Annotated in this window: 6 protein-coding genes (1 of these 6 only partly in view); all 6 read right to left on the bottom strand. The window is 52.0% G+C overall.

Annotated elements, in window-relative coordinates; translation table 11 throughout:
• Nucleotides 1–6: 6 nt before the first annotated feature.
• Nucleotides 7–1,119: a class I SAM-dependent methyltransferase gene (locus JIN87_RS13845; protein ID WP_200356169.1), complete on the bottom strand. Its 1,113-nt coding sequence runs from the start codon at nucleotides 1,117–1,119 to the stop codon at nucleotides 7–9.
• Between the two features lie 238 nt (nucleotides 1,120–1,357).
• Complete coding sequence (locus JIN87_RS13840; protein ID WP_200356168.1) at nucleotides 1,358–2,599, bottom strand: class I SAM-dependent methyltransferase; 1,242 nt, start codon at nucleotides 2,597–2,599, stop codon at nucleotides 1,358–1,360.
• A 12-nt stretch (nucleotides 2,600–2,611) separates the two neighbouring features.
• A complete protein-coding gene (locus tag JIN87_RS13835; RefSeq protein ID WP_200356167.1) occupies nucleotides 2,612–3,907 on the bottom strand; it encodes a class I SAM-dependent methyltransferase in 1,296 nt (431 codons plus the stop codon).
• Complete coding sequence (locus JIN87_RS13830) at nucleotides 3,904–4,959, bottom strand: NAD-dependent epimerase/dehydratase family protein (RefSeq protein ID WP_200356166.1); 1,056 nt, start codon at nucleotides 4,957–4,959, stop codon at nucleotides 3,904–3,906. The genes JIN87_RS13835 and JIN87_RS13830 overlap by 4 nt, the downstream gene beginning before the upstream one ends.
• A 75-nt stretch (nucleotides 4,960–5,034) precedes the next feature.
• Nucleotides 5,035–5,832 carry a glucose-1-phosphate cytidylyltransferase gene (gene rfbF, locus JIN87_RS13825; RefSeq protein ID WP_200356165.1) on the bottom strand — a complete coding sequence of 266 codons (798 nt, stop codon included), beginning with the start codon at nucleotides 5,830–5,832 and terminating at the stop codon, nucleotides 5,035–5,037.
• Nucleotides 5,833–5,953: 121 nt separating this feature from the next.
• Nucleotides 5,954–18,459, bottom strand: partial view of a LamG-like jellyroll fold domain-containing protein gene (locus JIN87_RS13820; RefSeq protein WP_200356164.1) — the 3' portion only. 15,277 nt of this gene lie beyond the right edge of the window; 12,506 of the gene's 27,783 nt are visible here — the last part of the coding sequence; its start codon lies off the right edge, out of view; its stop codon occupies nucleotides 5,954–5,956.

Below are 18,459 nucleotides of genomic sequence, written 5' to 3'. Positions count from 1 at the left end.
CGACATTCACACTTCGATGAGATCGGCCTGGATGCCCATATCGATCAACTGCGCTTCCACTTCGGAGCGATAGATCGGATTCATGAGGATCACGACATCAGGCTTCTCGGTTATCAGGAACTCCGGTGATACAATCAGCTGTCCCGTTCCAGCCAAATGGAGCCCCTGTTTGTGCGGGTTTATGTCGACAACATGCGAAATCAAACTGTCGATATTGAGCATGTTGAGAAAGCTAACGGTCTTGGCCCCACCACCCCAGATCACGACACGCTTTTCCTTAGCGCGGTACTCTGCAAGACGTTTGCTCCACTTCGAAATTCGAGCTTCGAGTTTCGCCGAAAACGAACGAATCAATTGAGCGAGGTCATTTAAATCGTTTCTCACAGCAATATCAGTCGTGGCGCTAGATTTCGCCACCCGCGTCTCTAGGCTCAGGAACTGTTCCTGGTACGTCTCTTCTGCATTGAGAATTTCAAACCCTTTCCTTCGAAACAGAGTAGTCAAAGATTCGATACTGAAGTAATTGCAGTGCTCATAAATGATGTCCCAAACGGACAGTTGCTTCAGTATCAGGCGTATGTTTGGAACTTCGAAATACACGATCGTATCGTGCCTATCTCCAATCGTATGGCGAACGGACGTGATAAAAGAATCAGGATCCTTGATGTGTTCCAACACATGCCTGCAACAAACCAGATCCCCCTGTTCATCCGTGTATTTCTCGCCGTAAAAATCTTGCACGTAATTGATTCTTGAAGACGCAGAACTCTCGAACCGTTCGCCTTCATAGCTCGGATCAAACCCGATACCTCCGTTATTACCTTGCTCACAAAGCAGTGACAGAAAATGCCCCTTTCCACAGCCTAGCTCGACCACCTGCTTGTTTCGAATCTCGTACTTATCAACGAGCCTCTTAGCCAGATCATTGGCATAGCCTTGAAAGACAGTCGAAAAATCCAACGAATTGTCGTATCGCTGCGAGTACTCTAGAAGACTCTCGTCAAACGCCCGGTTCCACACGAATCCGCAAGAACCACAAAAAGCCAATTGAAAGTCCCCACGCTCGCACGAGCACGCTTCAGCTTTCGACGGCCATTGCACTCCGATCGAAACCGGCATGGAAGGTAGGGTAAGAAATTCCTCACACTCTTCTGAGTGGCAAATAGGACAGGTCGCGCTCATAGCAATCGTTCGCTCCAAAATTGGTTATTTCTAGGTTTTGAGGTATAGCAAACACGAGAACTCATTCTCCCATCACGGAGAATGAGGTTCACGTATCCACACGAGTTGTGATTTAAAGCAGGTACTCCTTATGCGGCGTTTCGCGCTTCGGTGAGCGTCTGCGGTTCAGAGGAGTTTAGACAGGAATAATATCGGGGCTCAGCCCCATGCCGCTCAGTTGGGCTCCAACTTCCTTGAGGTAGATCGGGTTCATCAGAACAACACAGTCCGGCTTTTCCGTTCTTAATGCCTCCGGACTCTTAACAGCGTGCCCGGTGCCCGGAACGAACTTCCCATGCTTGTGCGGATTGATATCCACAACAAAATCGATCTGCTCGGTAAGTCCAAGCGTGGTCAGGAAGGAAACCGCCTTGGAACCGCCGCCCCAGAGGACGGTTCTCTTACCGTCCGCACGTAGCTCGTTCAAGCGACCGAGCCAACTCTCCTTCTGGATTCGAAAACGCTCCGCAAAGCGCCTCATCTCCAAGCGAACGGACTCCAGATCATCTTCGCCTGCCAGCTTAGGACTCGGTTTCCCAGAGTTAGGTCTACCGGCTATGACGATGTACTGATCATCGTATTCAAGTTCCAACTCCAACGGATCGAACCCATGCTTACGGAAGAGACGAGCAAGAGAACCGGTAGTGAAATAGGAACAGTGCTCGTAATAGATGTCCCAGAAAGCCGCCTCCTTCAATACGCGGTACACGTCTGGCAGCTCAAAGAGCAATACCGTATCAGGCCGGTCGCCGATCGTCTTGCGAACCATCCGCATAAAGGAACTGGTAGGCGATATGTGCTCCAAGGTATGGCGACAACATATCGCATCCGCCGACAAATGCGTGTAGCGTTCATCATAGAGATCCTGGATGAACGCCAGATGAGACGAAACTGGCGTATCCAATCTTTCGGGAACAAAGGCCGGGTCCATGCCAATGCCTTCGCCAGCGCCTTCCTCAACCATCATCGCCAGAAACTCCCCTTTGCCACAGCCAATCTCAAGTACCGTCTTCCCATGAAGATCATAGTCCTCCACCCAACGCCGAGCGAGCTTGCGGGCGAACGAGCTAAAGGTCGGAGAAAAGCCCTGCGATTCCTCGCAGGAAGTCGAGTATTCATGGACTTTCGGATCAAAGACCATGTTGGAAACAAACCCGCAGCATGGGCAGAAACCGAGTTTCAGGTCACCCTTCGGATAGTTCGCTGCATGATCCCGCGTCGGCATCAACAGTACCGAGTGAACAGGAATTCCCTTCACTTCATAGAACGGTTCCATCTTCGCCGATTCGCAATTTGGGCAAACCGACTTCGTATTCCCCGGATTCTCCAGCAAGGCAGACTGTGACCCAGCTTCGAGTTTCTCTGTTATAACTGTCATCGGACTCTGGAGTTAGACGATGTGGACTTCGGGCACGGGAATGATAAACTTCCCGCCACGCTTTCTGTATTCAGATTGCTGATCCAGAATCTCCTTGGAGAAATTCCAAGGGAGCAAAACCACATAGTCAGGCTGGTCTTCCAGCAGTTTTTCTACCGGGAGGATTTCAACATGGACTCCCGGCATGAGCCAACCGTGTTTATGCGTGTTTCGGTCCACTACATAATCGATCGTCGAAACATCCAAACCGGCAGAGTTCAACATGATGGTGCCCTTTGCCGCCGCACCGTAGGCCGCCACTCGCTTTCCTTCCTCACGAAGTTCCGTCACCGTTCGATACAGGTCTTCGCGAATGGACTGAACCCGTCGAGCGAAGTCCCGGTAGTAGTCGATCTGAGTCATGCCCAAATCCTGCTCCTCCTTTAGGAGCCGCTTGAGATCACTCGATGGATTCTCGACCTTCTCGATATAATAACGGACCGAACCTCCATGCGTCGGCAAGCGCTTCGCATGATTCAGATAGAGACCGTGACGGCGCATCAATTGATCGACCGAAGTTAAAGAGAAGTAGCATAGATGCTCATGATAGATCGTATCAAACTCACAATGATCGACCAAGTCTCGAGCGTAAGGGGCTTCGATAGCGACCACACCGTCCGGCTTCAAAAGCGTGTGAATTCCTTCCACAAAGCCGTGGGTGTCCGCCACGTGAGCAAGCACGTTGTTGCCAATGATGACATCCGCTTGTTTGCCTTCGGACTTCAGCTTCTCTGCAACCTCCGAGGAAAAGAATGTATTCAAAGTAGGAACACCGATTTTCTCCGCAGCGGCGGCTTGCCTTGGAGCGGGGTCGATACCAAGTACGGGCACCCCTTTCTCGACGAAATTCTTAAGCAAATATCCGTCATTGCTCGCAAGCTCCACGACCAAACTCGATTCATCAAGTTTACGGGACTCAATCAGATCCAACGCATTTCCACGACAGTGTTCGAGCCAAGCCGGCGAGAACGATGAAAAGTACATATAGTCCGGACCGAATAGAAACTCGGGCGAAACAGTCTCCAAGATCTGCATCAGCGAACACTCAGGACAGAATCCAACATCGAGAGGGAATCTACGTTCTTCCTCATCAAGTTGATCCTTGCGGAGAATCCTATCTGAGGGCGGCATCATCCCTAGATCCAAAACCGGCAACAAGCCAACGTGACCGCATCCGCGACACTGAGCATCGTTGCAACGTTCTTGGAAAATCGATGATTCGGTCGTCCCCTCCAATGGCGTGATCGTATTTAGCGTCAGACCCTTCATCGTGCGCTCCCTCCTGCAAGTTCAACTTCAACTTGGAAGCGTAGATTTTTGTCTATGTCACCACGCTCTATCAGCGAACGAATGTGAGCGAGCCTCTGATACTTAGGACCTTCGAATTCTTCGAGGGTCACATCGTGTTTGCAGTACGCTTCGTAGCACTGCTCCACGCCCTTCTTAACCGTCCACTGCGGTTTATAGTGAGTAAGCGTCTTGATCGCTTTTTCGAAACTCACCCGATAGCAACGCGTATCCGCCGAGGCTCCAGATGCGAAACGCAAGGTGGAGTTAGGAACTACGTCACGCACGATCTCCGCGATCTCTCTGACGCGGTAGTTCTCATCTGGAACTCCGATGTTGAATGCTTGATTGAATACAGCATCCTGCTCTTCCTGCAACACGGCAACGAAGGCTCTCGAAATGTCCTCGATGTGAACCAAAGGCCGCCATGCGCTACCATCACTCTTGAGGTGCACCTTTCCAGTAGTGTAAGCCCAAGCCGTCAGATTGTTTACGACCAAGTCGAACCGCAGACGAGGCGACACACCATAGGCGGTCGCATTGCGCAAGTAAGTCGGACAGAAGTTGTCGTCCGCAAGCTCGGCAATGTCAGCCTCCGCCAGGACTTTCGAGTTCCCATAAGGCGTGACCGGATTGAATTCCGAAGACTCATCGATCAAGCCCTCCCCTCCCGCGCCATAGGTACTACAAGAGGACGAGAAGACAAACCGCTTCACTCCAGCCTCCTTCGAAAGCTGAGCGAGTCTCACTGAGCCTAGATGGTTGATGCTGTAGGTGAGATCTGGATCAATATCGCCAAGCGGATCATTGGAAAGCCCCGCCAGGTGCAGAACTGCGTCGAATCCCTTCAGGTCGTCAACTGTGACATCACGGATGTCCTTTCGAATATGAGGGATGTCTGGCACATTCTCTCCAAAGGTGCTCGCTCGAAAAAGGTCACTGTCTAGCCCGACAATATCAAAGCCCTTTTCTTGGAGCATGGGTGATAGAACGGTGCCAATATAGCCTAGATGGCCGGTAACAAGTACATGCATAATATATATAGGGTAACTGGTTATTATTTCTAAAAGAGTTGACGCTGCCCTCAAGGGGCGGCGGAGGACGAGGCTCTACCTCGCTGCAGTGGCTATCTTCGACTTCTCCCAAGTGTTCCAAGGCGCATCGCCCTTTTGCCACATGGTCTCCAGGTAGTTCTTATCTCTCAATGTATCCATACATTGCCAAAAGCCTTCATGCCGATAGGCCATCAATTCCCCATCTCGGGCCAGTCGCTCCATCGGCTCCTTTTCCCATTGGGTTTCATCTCCCTCGATATAATCGAAAATCTCTGGCTCGAGTACGAAGAAGGCTCCATTAATCCAACCTTCAGCGGCTTGAGGCTTCTCGGAAAACTCGCTCACCGCATCGCCATCAAACTTCATATGGCCAAAACGGGCCGTTGGTCGCACAGCGGTAACTGTGGCCAGCTTTCCATGCGATCGATGAAAATCTAGAAGCCTGTCGAAGTTGACATCTGAAACGCCATCACCCCAGGTCAGCATGAAGCGTTCGTTTCCGATGTAAGGTTGCAGTCTCTTGATACGGCCACCAGTGAGCGTGGAAATCCCGGTGTCGATCAACTCGACATTCCAGTTCGGAGCATTGTTCTTGTGACGAACTACAGTTCCCTCGCTCAACTGCACCGTCAGGTTGCTTTCGAGCGAACAATAATCGAAGAAGTACTTTTTGATGCACTTCCCCTTGTATCCTAATGCGACTACGAAATCGTTGTAGTCGAATTCTGAATAGAGCTTCATGATATGCCAGAGAATCGGCATCCCGCCAATCTCTACCATAGGTTTAGGTTTCACAGTGGTTTCTTCGGAAAGCCGACTTCCGACTCCCCCAGCTAGGATGGCTACTTTCATAATGTACTATATTTTTGAATTCAGTGAGGAGGTTAGAACGATACACTGTAGAACCGTCAGTCTACATGCATACCGACCAATATTCAAACGGCCTCTCAACTGTTAGTATTAGACACGTGCACTAAGGCGCATTAACCGTAACGGTTATTGAGGCATTCCCCGATAGAGTCCCAGAATCAGTCGCCGAAGCAGTGACTTCGTGGACTCCAATCGAGAGAGTTGAAACCGAAATGGAACCGCCCGTCCCGGGCAGAGCACCGTTAAGATCCGTGCTCCAGGTCAACGAAGAGGTCAGGTCTCCATCCTCCAGGTCGTCCGCCATTCCAGTAAAGTCAATCGTATCGCCTTGCACCAAGGTTGAGCCGTGCAACGGAGTCGTAATCGTCACCAAGGGCGGCGTATTCGAAACTCCATCATCTTCAGGATTGATTGGCGAATCCGTGTTAAAGACGTAGTCCACGATTGCGGTAAATTCCGGCGAGTCGCTGCCCGACGCATTCCCCGCGAATACGCCCACTTTGTTCACTGACATCACACGATTAACAACCGCCCGCGTAGTCCAGTTCGTACCGTTGGACGAGTGTTGCAGCGTAAAGTCATCCCCCGAACGGGATACGCGCAAGAAGTGTGCTGGAGAGCTCGATACCACTCTATTGAACAACACGTTCGGCGCGCCATCGATGAAGTTCGCTGCAAAAACGTAGAGCGTCGTTCCATCGGAATAGTAGTCGAAACGTATGAAGTTGGATCCGTTCGCTTCGATCAGCAGACCTTGGCTTTGGAAGGCTGTATCCGGCTCTGATTCAAACTTCACATGGAGATCGAAGTCTTCGTCCGCGATTTCCTGCATTACGCGAGCGGATCGGTTACCACCCGTCCAAACATCATGATCAACACCTCCGGGAACGGTAATCCTCAGCAATCCGCCGCTCACGGTAAAGGTGCCGTCACCGACTGGATTCACGAAGCCCCATTCGAGCGTATCCAGTTCTTCAGAACTAAAGTCGTCAGAAACGACTGGTCCTTCCGGATCATGCACGGTGATCGTAATCGCATCCGATCCCACCAGCAAGCCTGGGTCTATCGCAGTCGCCACCGTAGTGTGCGATCCAGCCGAAAGCGTTGACGTGGAGATCGAGCCTCCCGTTCCGATCACTCCGTCAAGATCTGTACTCCATTCAAGAGTAGAATCCAAGTTGCCGTGTTCGGTATCATTCGCTGTAGCAGTGAAGTTGATACTTTCTCCAAGCAGGTACAAGGCGCCATCAACTGGAGATGTAATGGATACCACCGGAGCTGTATTCGGAATCACCGTGACCGTGATAAACTCTGATCCAGTCAACGATCCCAGATCGGTCGCGGAAGCGGTGATGAGATGCGTACCAATCGATAGCGAAGAAACGGAATTCAAAGCTCCACTACCCAATCCTCCATCAAGATTCGAGCTCCACACAACCGAAGTACTCAAATCGCCATCTTCTGTATCGATCGCCGTTGCGGTTAGATCGACTGGTTCGCCCTCTGCAAAGATGGAACTATCTGCAGGACCGGTGATCGTCACAGTTGGAGGCGTATTTGGCGTCTCGGCATCCTCAGGTACGATCGGCGAATCCATATTGAAGACATAGTCAACAACCGCAGTGAACTCTGGCGATGTATCGCCCGCAGCATTACTAGCGAAAACACCGAACGTATTAACATCCATCACCCGAGTATGGATTGCCTTGGTAGTCCAGTTCGTACCGTCGTGCGAGTAACTCAAGGCGAACGAATCGCCCGACCTTACGATCCTCAAGAAGTAGGCAGCTGTCTGCGTCACCGTCTGGCTAAACAGTACCGTTGGTTCTCCGCTCACAAAGTCTGCAGCGAACACCTTCAGTGAGGTTCCGTTGGAATTGAAATCGAAGCGGAAGAAGTTACCGGCGTCTTGCTCAATTATCACGCCTTGGCTTTGGAACGCGGAATCGGGTCGAGATTCAAACTTCACTTCAAGGCCGAAATCCGAATTCGCAATCGACTGAACCATACGGGCCGAACGATTGCCACCTGTCCAGAGGTCATGATCAGTGCCAGCAGGGACAGTGATGCTCAAACCTCCATCAGCGACCGTGTAAGTGCTATCGCCCACTGGATCGATAAAGCTCCACTCGAGTCCATTCAATCCGCCGGTGTAGAAGTCGTCCGAAACGATCGGTCCTTCAACGTCGTGCACCGTGATGGATATCGAATCCAAACCGACAGACAATGCAGAATCAATCGCAGCCGCTACGATGATGTGAGTACCACCAGACAAACCAGCCGTCGAGAACGAGCCACCTGTCGCAAAGACCCCATCGATATCCGAGCTCCATTCAATCGTATCAGTTAGATCACCGTGCTCTGCGTCAATCGCCGTGCCAGTAAAGTCAATCGTATCACCGACCGAGTAGAAAGCACCTTCGGCAGGTTCTACTATCGTTACGACCGGAGCTGTATTCGGAATCACTGTCACAGAAATCGAGTCTGAACCTGCGAATAGTCCCGAATCCGTGGCTGACGCGGTAATGATGTGCGTGCCGATCGACAAATTGGATACAGAGAAGACCGCTCCGCTTCCAATTGGCCCATCGAGATCGGAGATCCACACCAACGCATCCGAAAGATCGCCATCCTCCACATCGATCGAAACGCCCGCAAAGTCGATCCAATCGCCTTCCGGATAGATATCTCCATTTGTCGGTCCTGTAATCGCGGTGACCGGTACGGCATTATTGGAAATCGTAACCGTTATGGAATCACTCGCAAAATCAAATCCGGAGTCAATCACAGTGGCCGTGATCGTATGCGTGCCGATCGAGAGTGAGGAAGTGGATACAAATCCACCCGATCCAGGGATCGCACCGTCTATATCAGAACTCCAACTTAGCGAGCTTGTCAGATCGCCGTCTTCGAAGTCAGAGGCTGTACCGGTGAAATCAATCGTGTCGATTTGTGAATAGATAGAACCATCAGCTGGACCAGTCACGGTGACTGTAGGTGGAATGTTGTCCGTGATTGTGATCGTGACTGAATCGGTACCTGAAACGAGTCCGGTATCGGTTGAAGTCGCGGTTATCACATGAGTCCCAAGCGTGAGTCCACTCGTCGAAATCGAGCCGCCAATTCCCGCAATCAGTCCATCGAGGTCCGAACTCCAGACCAGCGAATCCGTTAGGTTACCGTCTTCGATATCGCTCGAGGTCGCTGAAAGATCAACACTGGATCCCAGCAAGAAGAGCGAGCCGTCGAGCGGTTGCGAGATCGATACGACAGGAGCGAAGTTCTCTACTACGATTACCGTTATCGAGGCAGAACCAACCAGCAGCCCTGAATCAACCGTTTCCGCAGTGATCACATGGGTGCCAATCGACAGATTCGAAGTAGAAATCGAACCGCCAGATCCTGAAATAGGTCCATCAAGATCCGAACTCCAGGACAGCGTATTTGTCAGATCGCCTTCCTGAGCGTCAATCGCGCTCGCGGTAAAGAGTATCAAATCCGTATCAAGATAGGTACTACCATCCTCGGGATCCGAAATCGTAACGTCAGGGGCCGTATTTGGTTCGACCGTGATCGAGATAGAAGCACTTCCTGTGTACGACTCAAAGTCAGTAGCCGAAGCCGTAATCACGTGCGTGCCAATCGAGAGAGTCGACGTGGATAGCGAACCGCCTACTCCGGCGAGCTCACCATCAAGGTTAGACCGCCAAGTCAGCGATGCGGTCAAGTCACCATCTTCAATATCGGAGGCCAATCCAGTGAAGGTGACAGTGTCTCCTTCTGTAAAGGTCGAGCCATGGATTGGAGCGGTCACAAGTACGCTCGGCGGCGTATTCGTTCCTCCTCCGTCTTCTGGAACAATTGGCGACGCCATATTGAAGAAGTAGTCAACTACAGCGGTAAACTCAGGAGAAGTCTCTCCCGATGCGTTACTCGCAAAGGCGCCCACATGATTGACAGTCATCACCCGATTATGAACCGCCTTGGTCGTCCAGTTCGTACCGTCGTGAGAATAACGAAGCGTGAATGAATCGCCTGACCTTACCACACGCAGGAAGTAGGCCGGCGTTTGCGTCACTGTCTGGCTAAACAAAGCGGTTGGAGTGCCATCAACGAAGTCAGCGGCAAACACCTTGAGGGAAGTGCCATTGGAGTTGAAGTCGAAGCGGAAGAAGTTATCGGCATCCTGTTCGATGACAATTCCCTGGCTCTGGAATGCGGAGTCAGGCCGTGACTCGAATTTAACTTCAAGACCGAAGTCTGCGTCATCAACTTCCTGCATAACACGAGCCGATTGGTTGCCTTCTGCCCAGAGGTCGTGGTCGCTGCCGGCCGGCACCGTAATTCTCAAGACGCCGTTGACGACGCTGTAAGCGCTATCGCCCACAGGATCCACCTGGTTCCATTCGAGAGCGTTGAGACTACCGGAACTGAAGTCGTCCGAAACGATTGGTCCCTTCGGATCGTGAATTCTAATCGTCACAGTATCCGTACCCGATACCGAAACCCCATCGGTGGCGGTTGCAGTGATTTCATGGATACCAGCTGATAGGACCGAGGTGAAGATCGATGCTCCAGTATCAATCACACCATCGATATTCGAACTCCATTCAATCGAATCAGAAAGTTCGCCATGCTCCGCATCCGTCGCGGTGCCGGTGAAATTAACCGAATCGCCAATAGAGAACGTCGAGCCCCCTACAGGACCAGTTATCGTAACAACTGGAGCTGTATTCGGAATCACAGTGACTGAGATAGAGTCGAGATCCGTGAGCAATCCAGCATCGGCTATAGTAGCCGTAACGACATGAGTACCCACCGACAAACTCGAAACAGGAAGCAATCCGCCGGTACCCGCAAGCGGACCATCCAAATCGGACTCCCACTCAATGGACGCTGAGATGTCTCCGTCCTCCGTATCGATTGCCAGAGCATTTAGCGGAATTTCTTCACCCGCGACAAAAGTCGTTCCAACCACCGGTCCGGTAATGACGATTTCTGGTTCCGTATTCGGACCGCCACTATCTTCAGGAACAATCGGCGAAGCAGTGTTGAAGAGATAATCCACTTCGGCGGTGTAAGCAGGTGAGCTAGCTCCAGAGGCGTTCGCCGCAAACACGCCAATGTGCTGCACTGCAAGCGCTCGGTTAAGCGTTCCTGCCCAGGTCCAATCTTTCGCATTGAGCGAGTGTTCCATTACAAACTGATCCCCCTGACGGGTGAGGCGCAGGTAACGAGCAGGAGCATCGCCAATCGGTTTGTTGAACAAGAAGGTGGGCGATCCGTCGACGAAGTGCGCGCCGAATACAGACAGAGCTGATCCATCGGAGAGAATGTCGAATCGAATGAAATTGTCAGCGTCCTGCTCAACGAGGATACCCTGGCTTTGGTACTGTTGGGTCGGAGTCGAAGCAAATTTGGCCTGCAATCCGAAGTCAGTGTCATCGATTCTCTGGACTACGCGAGCCGAACGGTTGCCCGCCGCCCAAATATCATGATCGCTGCCTTCTGGTACTGAGATGCTCAATACGCCATCGCTAACCGAGTAGCTTCCATCTCCAACAGGGTTCACGAACATCCACTGGTCCGTATCGAGCCCCTCACCTGAGAAGTCGGACGAAACGAGCGGTCCTGCGGTTGTGTAAACCGCAACCGTGATAGTCTGTGACGATGGCATCGAGAGCGAGTCTATCGCAGTCGCCGTGATCTCATGAATTCCGGCCGACAAACTCGAGGTTGAGAATGATCCTCCGGTACCTGAGAGAACGCCATCAATACTCGAACTCCAGACGAGAGACGGCGTCACGTCGCCATCTTCGTCATCGATCGCTGTCGCGGTGAATTCGATCGTATCGCCAATCGTGTAAATAGCCCCATCGCTTGGAGAGCTGATTGTGACAACTGGTAGTTGATTATCCGTTACCACGATCGTTACCGAATCGGTTCCCGTATCCAGTACTGAATCAGTTGCGGAAGCGGTGATCACGTGCGTTCCAATCGAGAGAACAGAAGTTGAAACTGTGCCGCCTGATCCCGCTATCGGTCCGTCCAGATCCGAACTCCAGAGAATCGAAGCAGTCAGGTCGCCTTGCTCGAAATCATTCGCTGCCCCCACCAAGTCAACCGGATCATCTTGCAGGAAGATCGCGTTATCTGCAGGAGCGAGTATTGAAACAACCGGTATTTGGTTATCGAGCACGGTCACTGTGATCGAATCGGAACCTGATGCCGTTCCGGAATCCGTTGTCGAAGCGGTGATGACGTGTACACCAACGGACAATTGTGAGGTGGATACAGACCCGCCAGTTCCGGCGATCGGACCATCGAGATCTGAACTCCAAGAAAGTGCTGCTGTCAGGTCTCCATCTTCAAAGTCATTGGCGCTCGCGGTTAGCCCAATCAAATCGCCCTCTGTGAATACGGAAGCATCGGCCGGAGTCGCTATCGCAACGACCGGAGAGAGATTGGCGACAATTGTGATCGCAACCGACGCATCACCAACGACTAATCCAGAGTCTGTTGAAGTCGCTGTAATAACATGCGCCCCTAGCGAAAGCGATGAGGTCGAGACAGTACCACCAACACCAGGAATCGCTCCATCAATGTCCGAACTCCAGACCAAGGAAGCAGTGATATCGCCGTCTTCCAAGTCGTTCGACGTACCGGTGAAATCGACCTCCGCGCCAAACAAGAACTCGTCCCCATCCTCTGGCGACGCGATCGTCACGACTGGCGCTTGGTTTTCGACTACGTTAAGAGTAATAGAATCGGAACCGGCAAGCAGTCCTGCATCAATCGACTCGGCTGTTATCACGTGCGTTCCGACGGTGAGCTGCGATGCGGATATCGAACTTCCTGTTCCCAGAATCACTCCTTCTAGATCGGAACTCCATGAAATCGAACTGGAGATATCCCCTTGTTGAGCATCTATCGATGTTCCGGTAAAGAGAACTGTATCGGTATCAAGAACGGTCGCGCCATCCGCAGGTGAAGAGATCGCGACAACCGGCGCCGTATTGACAACTACGTTGATGCTTATCGATGCGGTTTCCGTGTATCCATCAAAGTCCGTCACCGAAGCGCTAATCAAATGCGTACCAGCTGAGAGAGAATCAGTAGAGATCGCACCACCTATTCCCTCAATAGTACCATCAAGGCTCGAAGTCCAATTGATAGATGGAGTCAATTCGCCGTCTTCAGCATCATCCGCTAGACCACTGAGGTTGATAGTCTCCCCTTCCGAGAAGGTATCACCTTCGAGAGGAGCCACGATGCTTACGCTAGGAGGCGTATTCGAACCGCCACCATCTTCCGGATCGATCGGCGATGCCATGTTGAATACATAGTCCACGATCGCACTAAACTCAGGCGAATCGCTTCCAGAAGCATTACTCGCAAAGACGCCAACGTTGGTTACCAACATCGCACGAGTATGAGTCGCCATCGTGTTCCAGTTCGTGCCATCGTGCGAATAGCGCAAGGTGAAGTCGTTACCTGAGCGAATCACCTGGAGGAAGTAAGCAGAGGTTTGAGTGACTGTTCGGCTAAACAGCACGGTCGGCGTGTCATTCACGAAATCAGCTGCGAACACCCGTAGCGAGGTACCATTTGTCGTGAAGTCGAAGCGGAAGAAGTTCGAGGCATCCTGCTCGACAATGACCCCCTGACTTTGGAAGGCCGAATCTGGGAGGGACTGGAGTTTGACCTCCAATCCAAAGTTATCGTCGTCGATGGCCTGCATCATGCGAGCGGAGCGGTTGCCACCTGCCCAAATGTCATGATCGCTTCCGGCTAGTACCGTAATCGTCATTACATTGTTCTCTACGGTGTAGCTACTGTTTCCAACCGGATCCACAAAGTCCCATTCGAGCGTATTCAAACTTCCCGAACTAAAGTCATCGGAAACAATCGGCCCCTTAGGATCATGAACTCTGATCGATACTGAATCGGAACCAGTCAAGGTCGCCGAATCCGTCGCACTTGCCGTAATAGCATGGATGCCTGCCGAGAGGCCCGAAGTGGAGATCGAAGCCCCAGTACCGATCACACCATCGACATTTGAGGTCCATTCCAAGGAAGAGGAGAGATCACCGTGCTCGGTATCGTTCGCGGTACCAATAAGATCGACTGTGTCTCCTACCGTGTAGAATGCCCCATTGTCTGGAGACTCGATCGTAACGACCGGAGGCGTATTCGGAATCACCGTGACTGTTATCGTTTTGGAGTCCGAGAAGGATTCCACATCAGTGATCGTGGCTGTGATGACGTGCGTTCCAACCGAGAGCGTTGTGATCGGAAGCGATCCGCCCTCTCCTATCGGTCCATCTAGGTCGGAGCTCCACGCCAAGGAATCGGAAATATCGCCTTCATCCGCGTCGATCCCCGTACCTGCAAAGTCGATTACGTCGCCCTCTGGGATGATCAATCCATCGATTGGTCCATTGATTGTCGCCACGGGCGGGATATTGTCAGTGATCGCGATTGCAATCGTGCTCGTGCCTTGCACCAGTCCGGAGTCTGTCGCCGTCGCGGTGATCACGTGAGGTCCGACAGAAAGATCAGAGGTCGATACCGTTCCTCCCGTTCCAGGGATGATTCCATCCACATCAGAACTCCAAACGAGCGAGTCCGTTATTTCACCATCCTCGAAGTCAATTGAGCTACCTACGAATTCGACTGTATCCGTTTCGAGGAATACAGTTCCTTCGATCGGCGAATTGATCTGAACCAGTGGCATTCCATTGAGAAGTACCGTGATCGTAATCGAATCAGAATTGGACAAGGATCCTGAGTCAGTCGCGGTGGCGGTAATCAAGTGCGTGCCGAGCGACAAGTCACCGGTCGAGATAGTACCTCCCGTGCTTGGGATCGTACCATCAAGATCTGAACTCCAAACCACCGAGTCACCAATATCTCCATCTTGCGGGTCAATCGCGCTCGCGGTGAATTCGATATCATCCGTATCCACAAATATATCACCGGTAATCGGGCTGGTAATAAGCACGAGTGGCTCGGTGTTCGGATCGACAGTTATGGTAATCGAGTCCGATTGCTCAGCTAAAGCCGAATCCACGATCGACGCGGTTATCACGTGAGTTCCGATTGACAATGTCGAAATCGACACTGAACCACCTGTTCCTGCGATCGGACCATCCAAATCCGAACTCCAGACGATTGAATCCGTTAGATCGCCGTCCTCCGTATCCGAAGCCGAACCGGTCAACAAGACTTCCTTGTCTTCAATGAACACCGCTCCATCAACAGGCGCTGTAATGGCAATCTGAGGAGCCGTATTCGTTCCGCCCTCATCTTCTGGGAAGATTGGCGACGCGGTATTGAAGAAGTAATCAACCTCTGCCGTATAGGCTGGCGAATCCGCTCCTGAGGCATTCGCGGCGAATACACCGACGTGCTGCACCGTGAAGGCCTGGTTAAGCGTGTACGCCCAGATCCATTCAATCGCATCAAGCGAATGCTGCAGAACAAACTGATCCCCCTGACGCGTAACACGCAGGTATCGAGCAGTAGCGTCCCCGATCGGTTTCTTGAACAAGAAGTTCGGCGTTCCATCGACAAACACCGCACCAAACACGCTCAGGCTTATGCCATCGGAGAGGATGTCAAACCGGAGGAAGTTGTCCGCATCCTGCTCTATCAAGATGCCCTGACTTTGGTACTCTTGAGTTGGAGTCGAGCCAAACTTAGCGGACACACCGAAGTCGGTATCGCTGATCCGCTGTATAATTCTAGCGGAACGGTTGCCATCCGCCCAGATATCGTGATCCACTCCACCGGGTACTGAAATCGTCAATACACCATTATTAACGGAGTAACTGCCATCGCCAACAGGGTTAACGAATATCCAGCGCTCCAAATCGAGGCTGTATCCGGGGAAGTCGTCAGAGGTCAATGTGCCTACCACATTGTAAACGAGAATGATGATTGAGGACGAGGATTCCAGTCCGAGCGAATCAGTCGCCGTTGCTGTTATCACGTGCATGCCCGCCGATAGGGTCGAAGTGGAGACCGCGGCGCCAGATCCCGCGAGCGGACCATCGATACTCGAATTCCAAACAAGTGAGTCCGTGACATCGCCATCCTCAGGATCATCCGCCGAACCAGTAAGGTTAACAGTGTCTCCTATCGTGTAGGTCGCTCCATCCGCGGGAGACGTTATCGAAACATCCGCTCCAACATTCGGATTTATGATGATCGAGATCGAGTTCACGCCATCGATGAAGCCAGAGTCAGTGGCAGTCGCAGTAATCACATGCGTACCAACCGAAAGACCGGGTACCGAAATAGCGCCTCCCGTGCTAGGGAGAACTCCATCGAGATCGGAAGTCCAGACGAGCGAGGCTGAAACATCGCCATCTTCTACATCACTAGCTGTACCAGTGAAATCAACTGTGCTGCCCTCATCGAAGTCCGCACCATCTGCAGGCGCAGTAATCGCAACGACCGGAGGCGTACTCGGTGTCGTCACTCTAATCGTGATCGCGTCGAGACCGACTCCTGAATGCGAGTCCGTTACACTCGCGGTGATCACATGTATTCCCGTCGACAGAGACGTCGTTGATACCGCTCCACCAATCGTCGCGAGCTGTCCATCGAGATCAGAGGTCCAGACGATAGAAGCGGTTAGCTCGCCATCTTCAATATCTGTCGCAGTCGCGGTGAAGTCGATAGTGTCCCCATCAGAGTAGATCGTTCCATCGTCTGGAGTCGCTATTGTGACAACTGGAATATTGTTGGCAAATACTCGAAGATCAATCGATGCGGAGCCGGTCAGAGCCCCTGCATCCATCGCCGAAGCAGTGATCAGGTGTCGCCCAACTGAGAGTGAGTTTGTGGATACCGTTCCTCCACTGCCTGGGATTTGGCCATCGAGATCCGAAGTCCAAACAATCAGTGGCGTCATATCGCCTTGTTGTACGTCATCCGCGGTGGCCGAGAAGTTGATAGGATCTCCTTCCGTGTACGCGGAATCATGAGCTGGAGCCAGAATCGTCACGAGCGGTGCCGTATTCGGGCCGCCTGTATCCTCTGGGAATATCGGAGAGTCTGTATTGAACGCATAGTCGATCAAAGCAGTGAATGCAGGCGAGCTGGAACCAGTCGCATTGCCCACATGGAGCCCCACTTGGTTCACCGAGAACGCGCGGTTGATCGCGCCACCTTCGAGCCATTCCGTACCATCAAATGAATACAAGAGAGTGAAGTCGTCACCCACGCGCGTTGCCCGCAAGTAGTAGGTTGGCGAAACGTTGATCTTCTTGTTGAACAGAACCGCCGGTGCGCCATCGATGAAGTTCGCGCCAAATACGTACAAGAACGTTCCAGTCGAGTAGAAGTCGAAACGAATGAAGTTTGTCGCGTCCTCTTCGATCAACAAGCCCTGCACTTGGAAGGCTTGGGCTGGAGTAGACAGGAATTTGGCCTGCAAGCTAAAATCACTATCATCTAGCTGTTGGACCAATCGAGCGGAGCGGTTACCATCTGCCCAGATGTCGTGATCGCTGCCCGCCGGCACGCTCAATCTCAATGCCCCATCGCCTACCGAATAATTGCTATCGGCAACCGGATCAACAAAGGTCCAGAGACTCGTATTCAAACCGCCAGTACTGAAGTCGTCAGATATGATCGGTCCAGCCGCATCCACGACAACGGTGATCGAATTCGTGCCTACCAATCCATTCGAATCGGTAGTCGAAGCCGTAATGACATGCGTTCCTGCGGAGAGGTCGTAAGTCGAGAGGTTGCTACCCGTTCCAGCAATCGCACCATCAAGGTTTGAGCTCCAGGAGATCGTCGCTGAAAGATCGCCTTCTTCAACGTCGTTAGCGACCGCTGAGAAATCGATCTGTTCACCCCTCTTGTAGCTCGAACCATCTGCCGGGCTCGCAATCGCCACCAACGGAGGCGTATTAGGACCGCCTGAATCCTCAGGGAAGATCGGCGATGCCGTATTGAAGACATAGTCAATCGTCGCCGTGAATGCAGGCGAAAGATCACCCGAAGCATTACCTGCATGGGTACCGACTTGCGTAATATTGAGAGCACGATTGAGGTTTCCTACCGCATTCCAATTCGATCCATCGTATGAATACAGCAACGTGAACTGATCGCCAGATCGCATAATTCGGAGGAAGTAAGCCGTCGAAACATAGATCGATTGACTGAGCAGAACAGTCGGATTGCCATTATTGAAGTCCGCCGCAAAAACGAGAAGATCTTTTCCGTCCGAGATAATATCAAAGCGGATGAAATTGTTCGCATCCTGCTCGACAACCAGACCTTGAGTCTGGAACTCAAGCGACGGAGTAGAACCAAACTTCACCTGCAAACCAAAGTCCGTATCGAAAATACGCTGCATTACTCGGGCCGAGCGATTTCCTTGCGTCCAGATGTCATGATCAACTCCCTCAGGTACAGTAATACTCAGAGCGCCATCGGAAACCGTGTAGCTACCATCGCCCACCGGATTGACGAACTCCCACAGGGTCGTATCCAAACTGTCCGTCGAAAAGTCGTCCGATGTGAGCGATCCAACCGGAGTTTGAACGTGAATGATGATCGACTCGGATGCCTGCAACGCCTTTGCATCTG

Origin of the sequence: Pelagicoccus mobilis (assembly GCF_016595505.1) — a bacterium.
GTDB lineage: Bacteria > Verrucomicrobiota > Verrucomicrobiia > Opitutales > Opitutaceae > Pelagicoccus > Pelagicoccus mobilis.
This window is presented reverse-complemented; position numbering and strand designations above follow the sequence as displayed.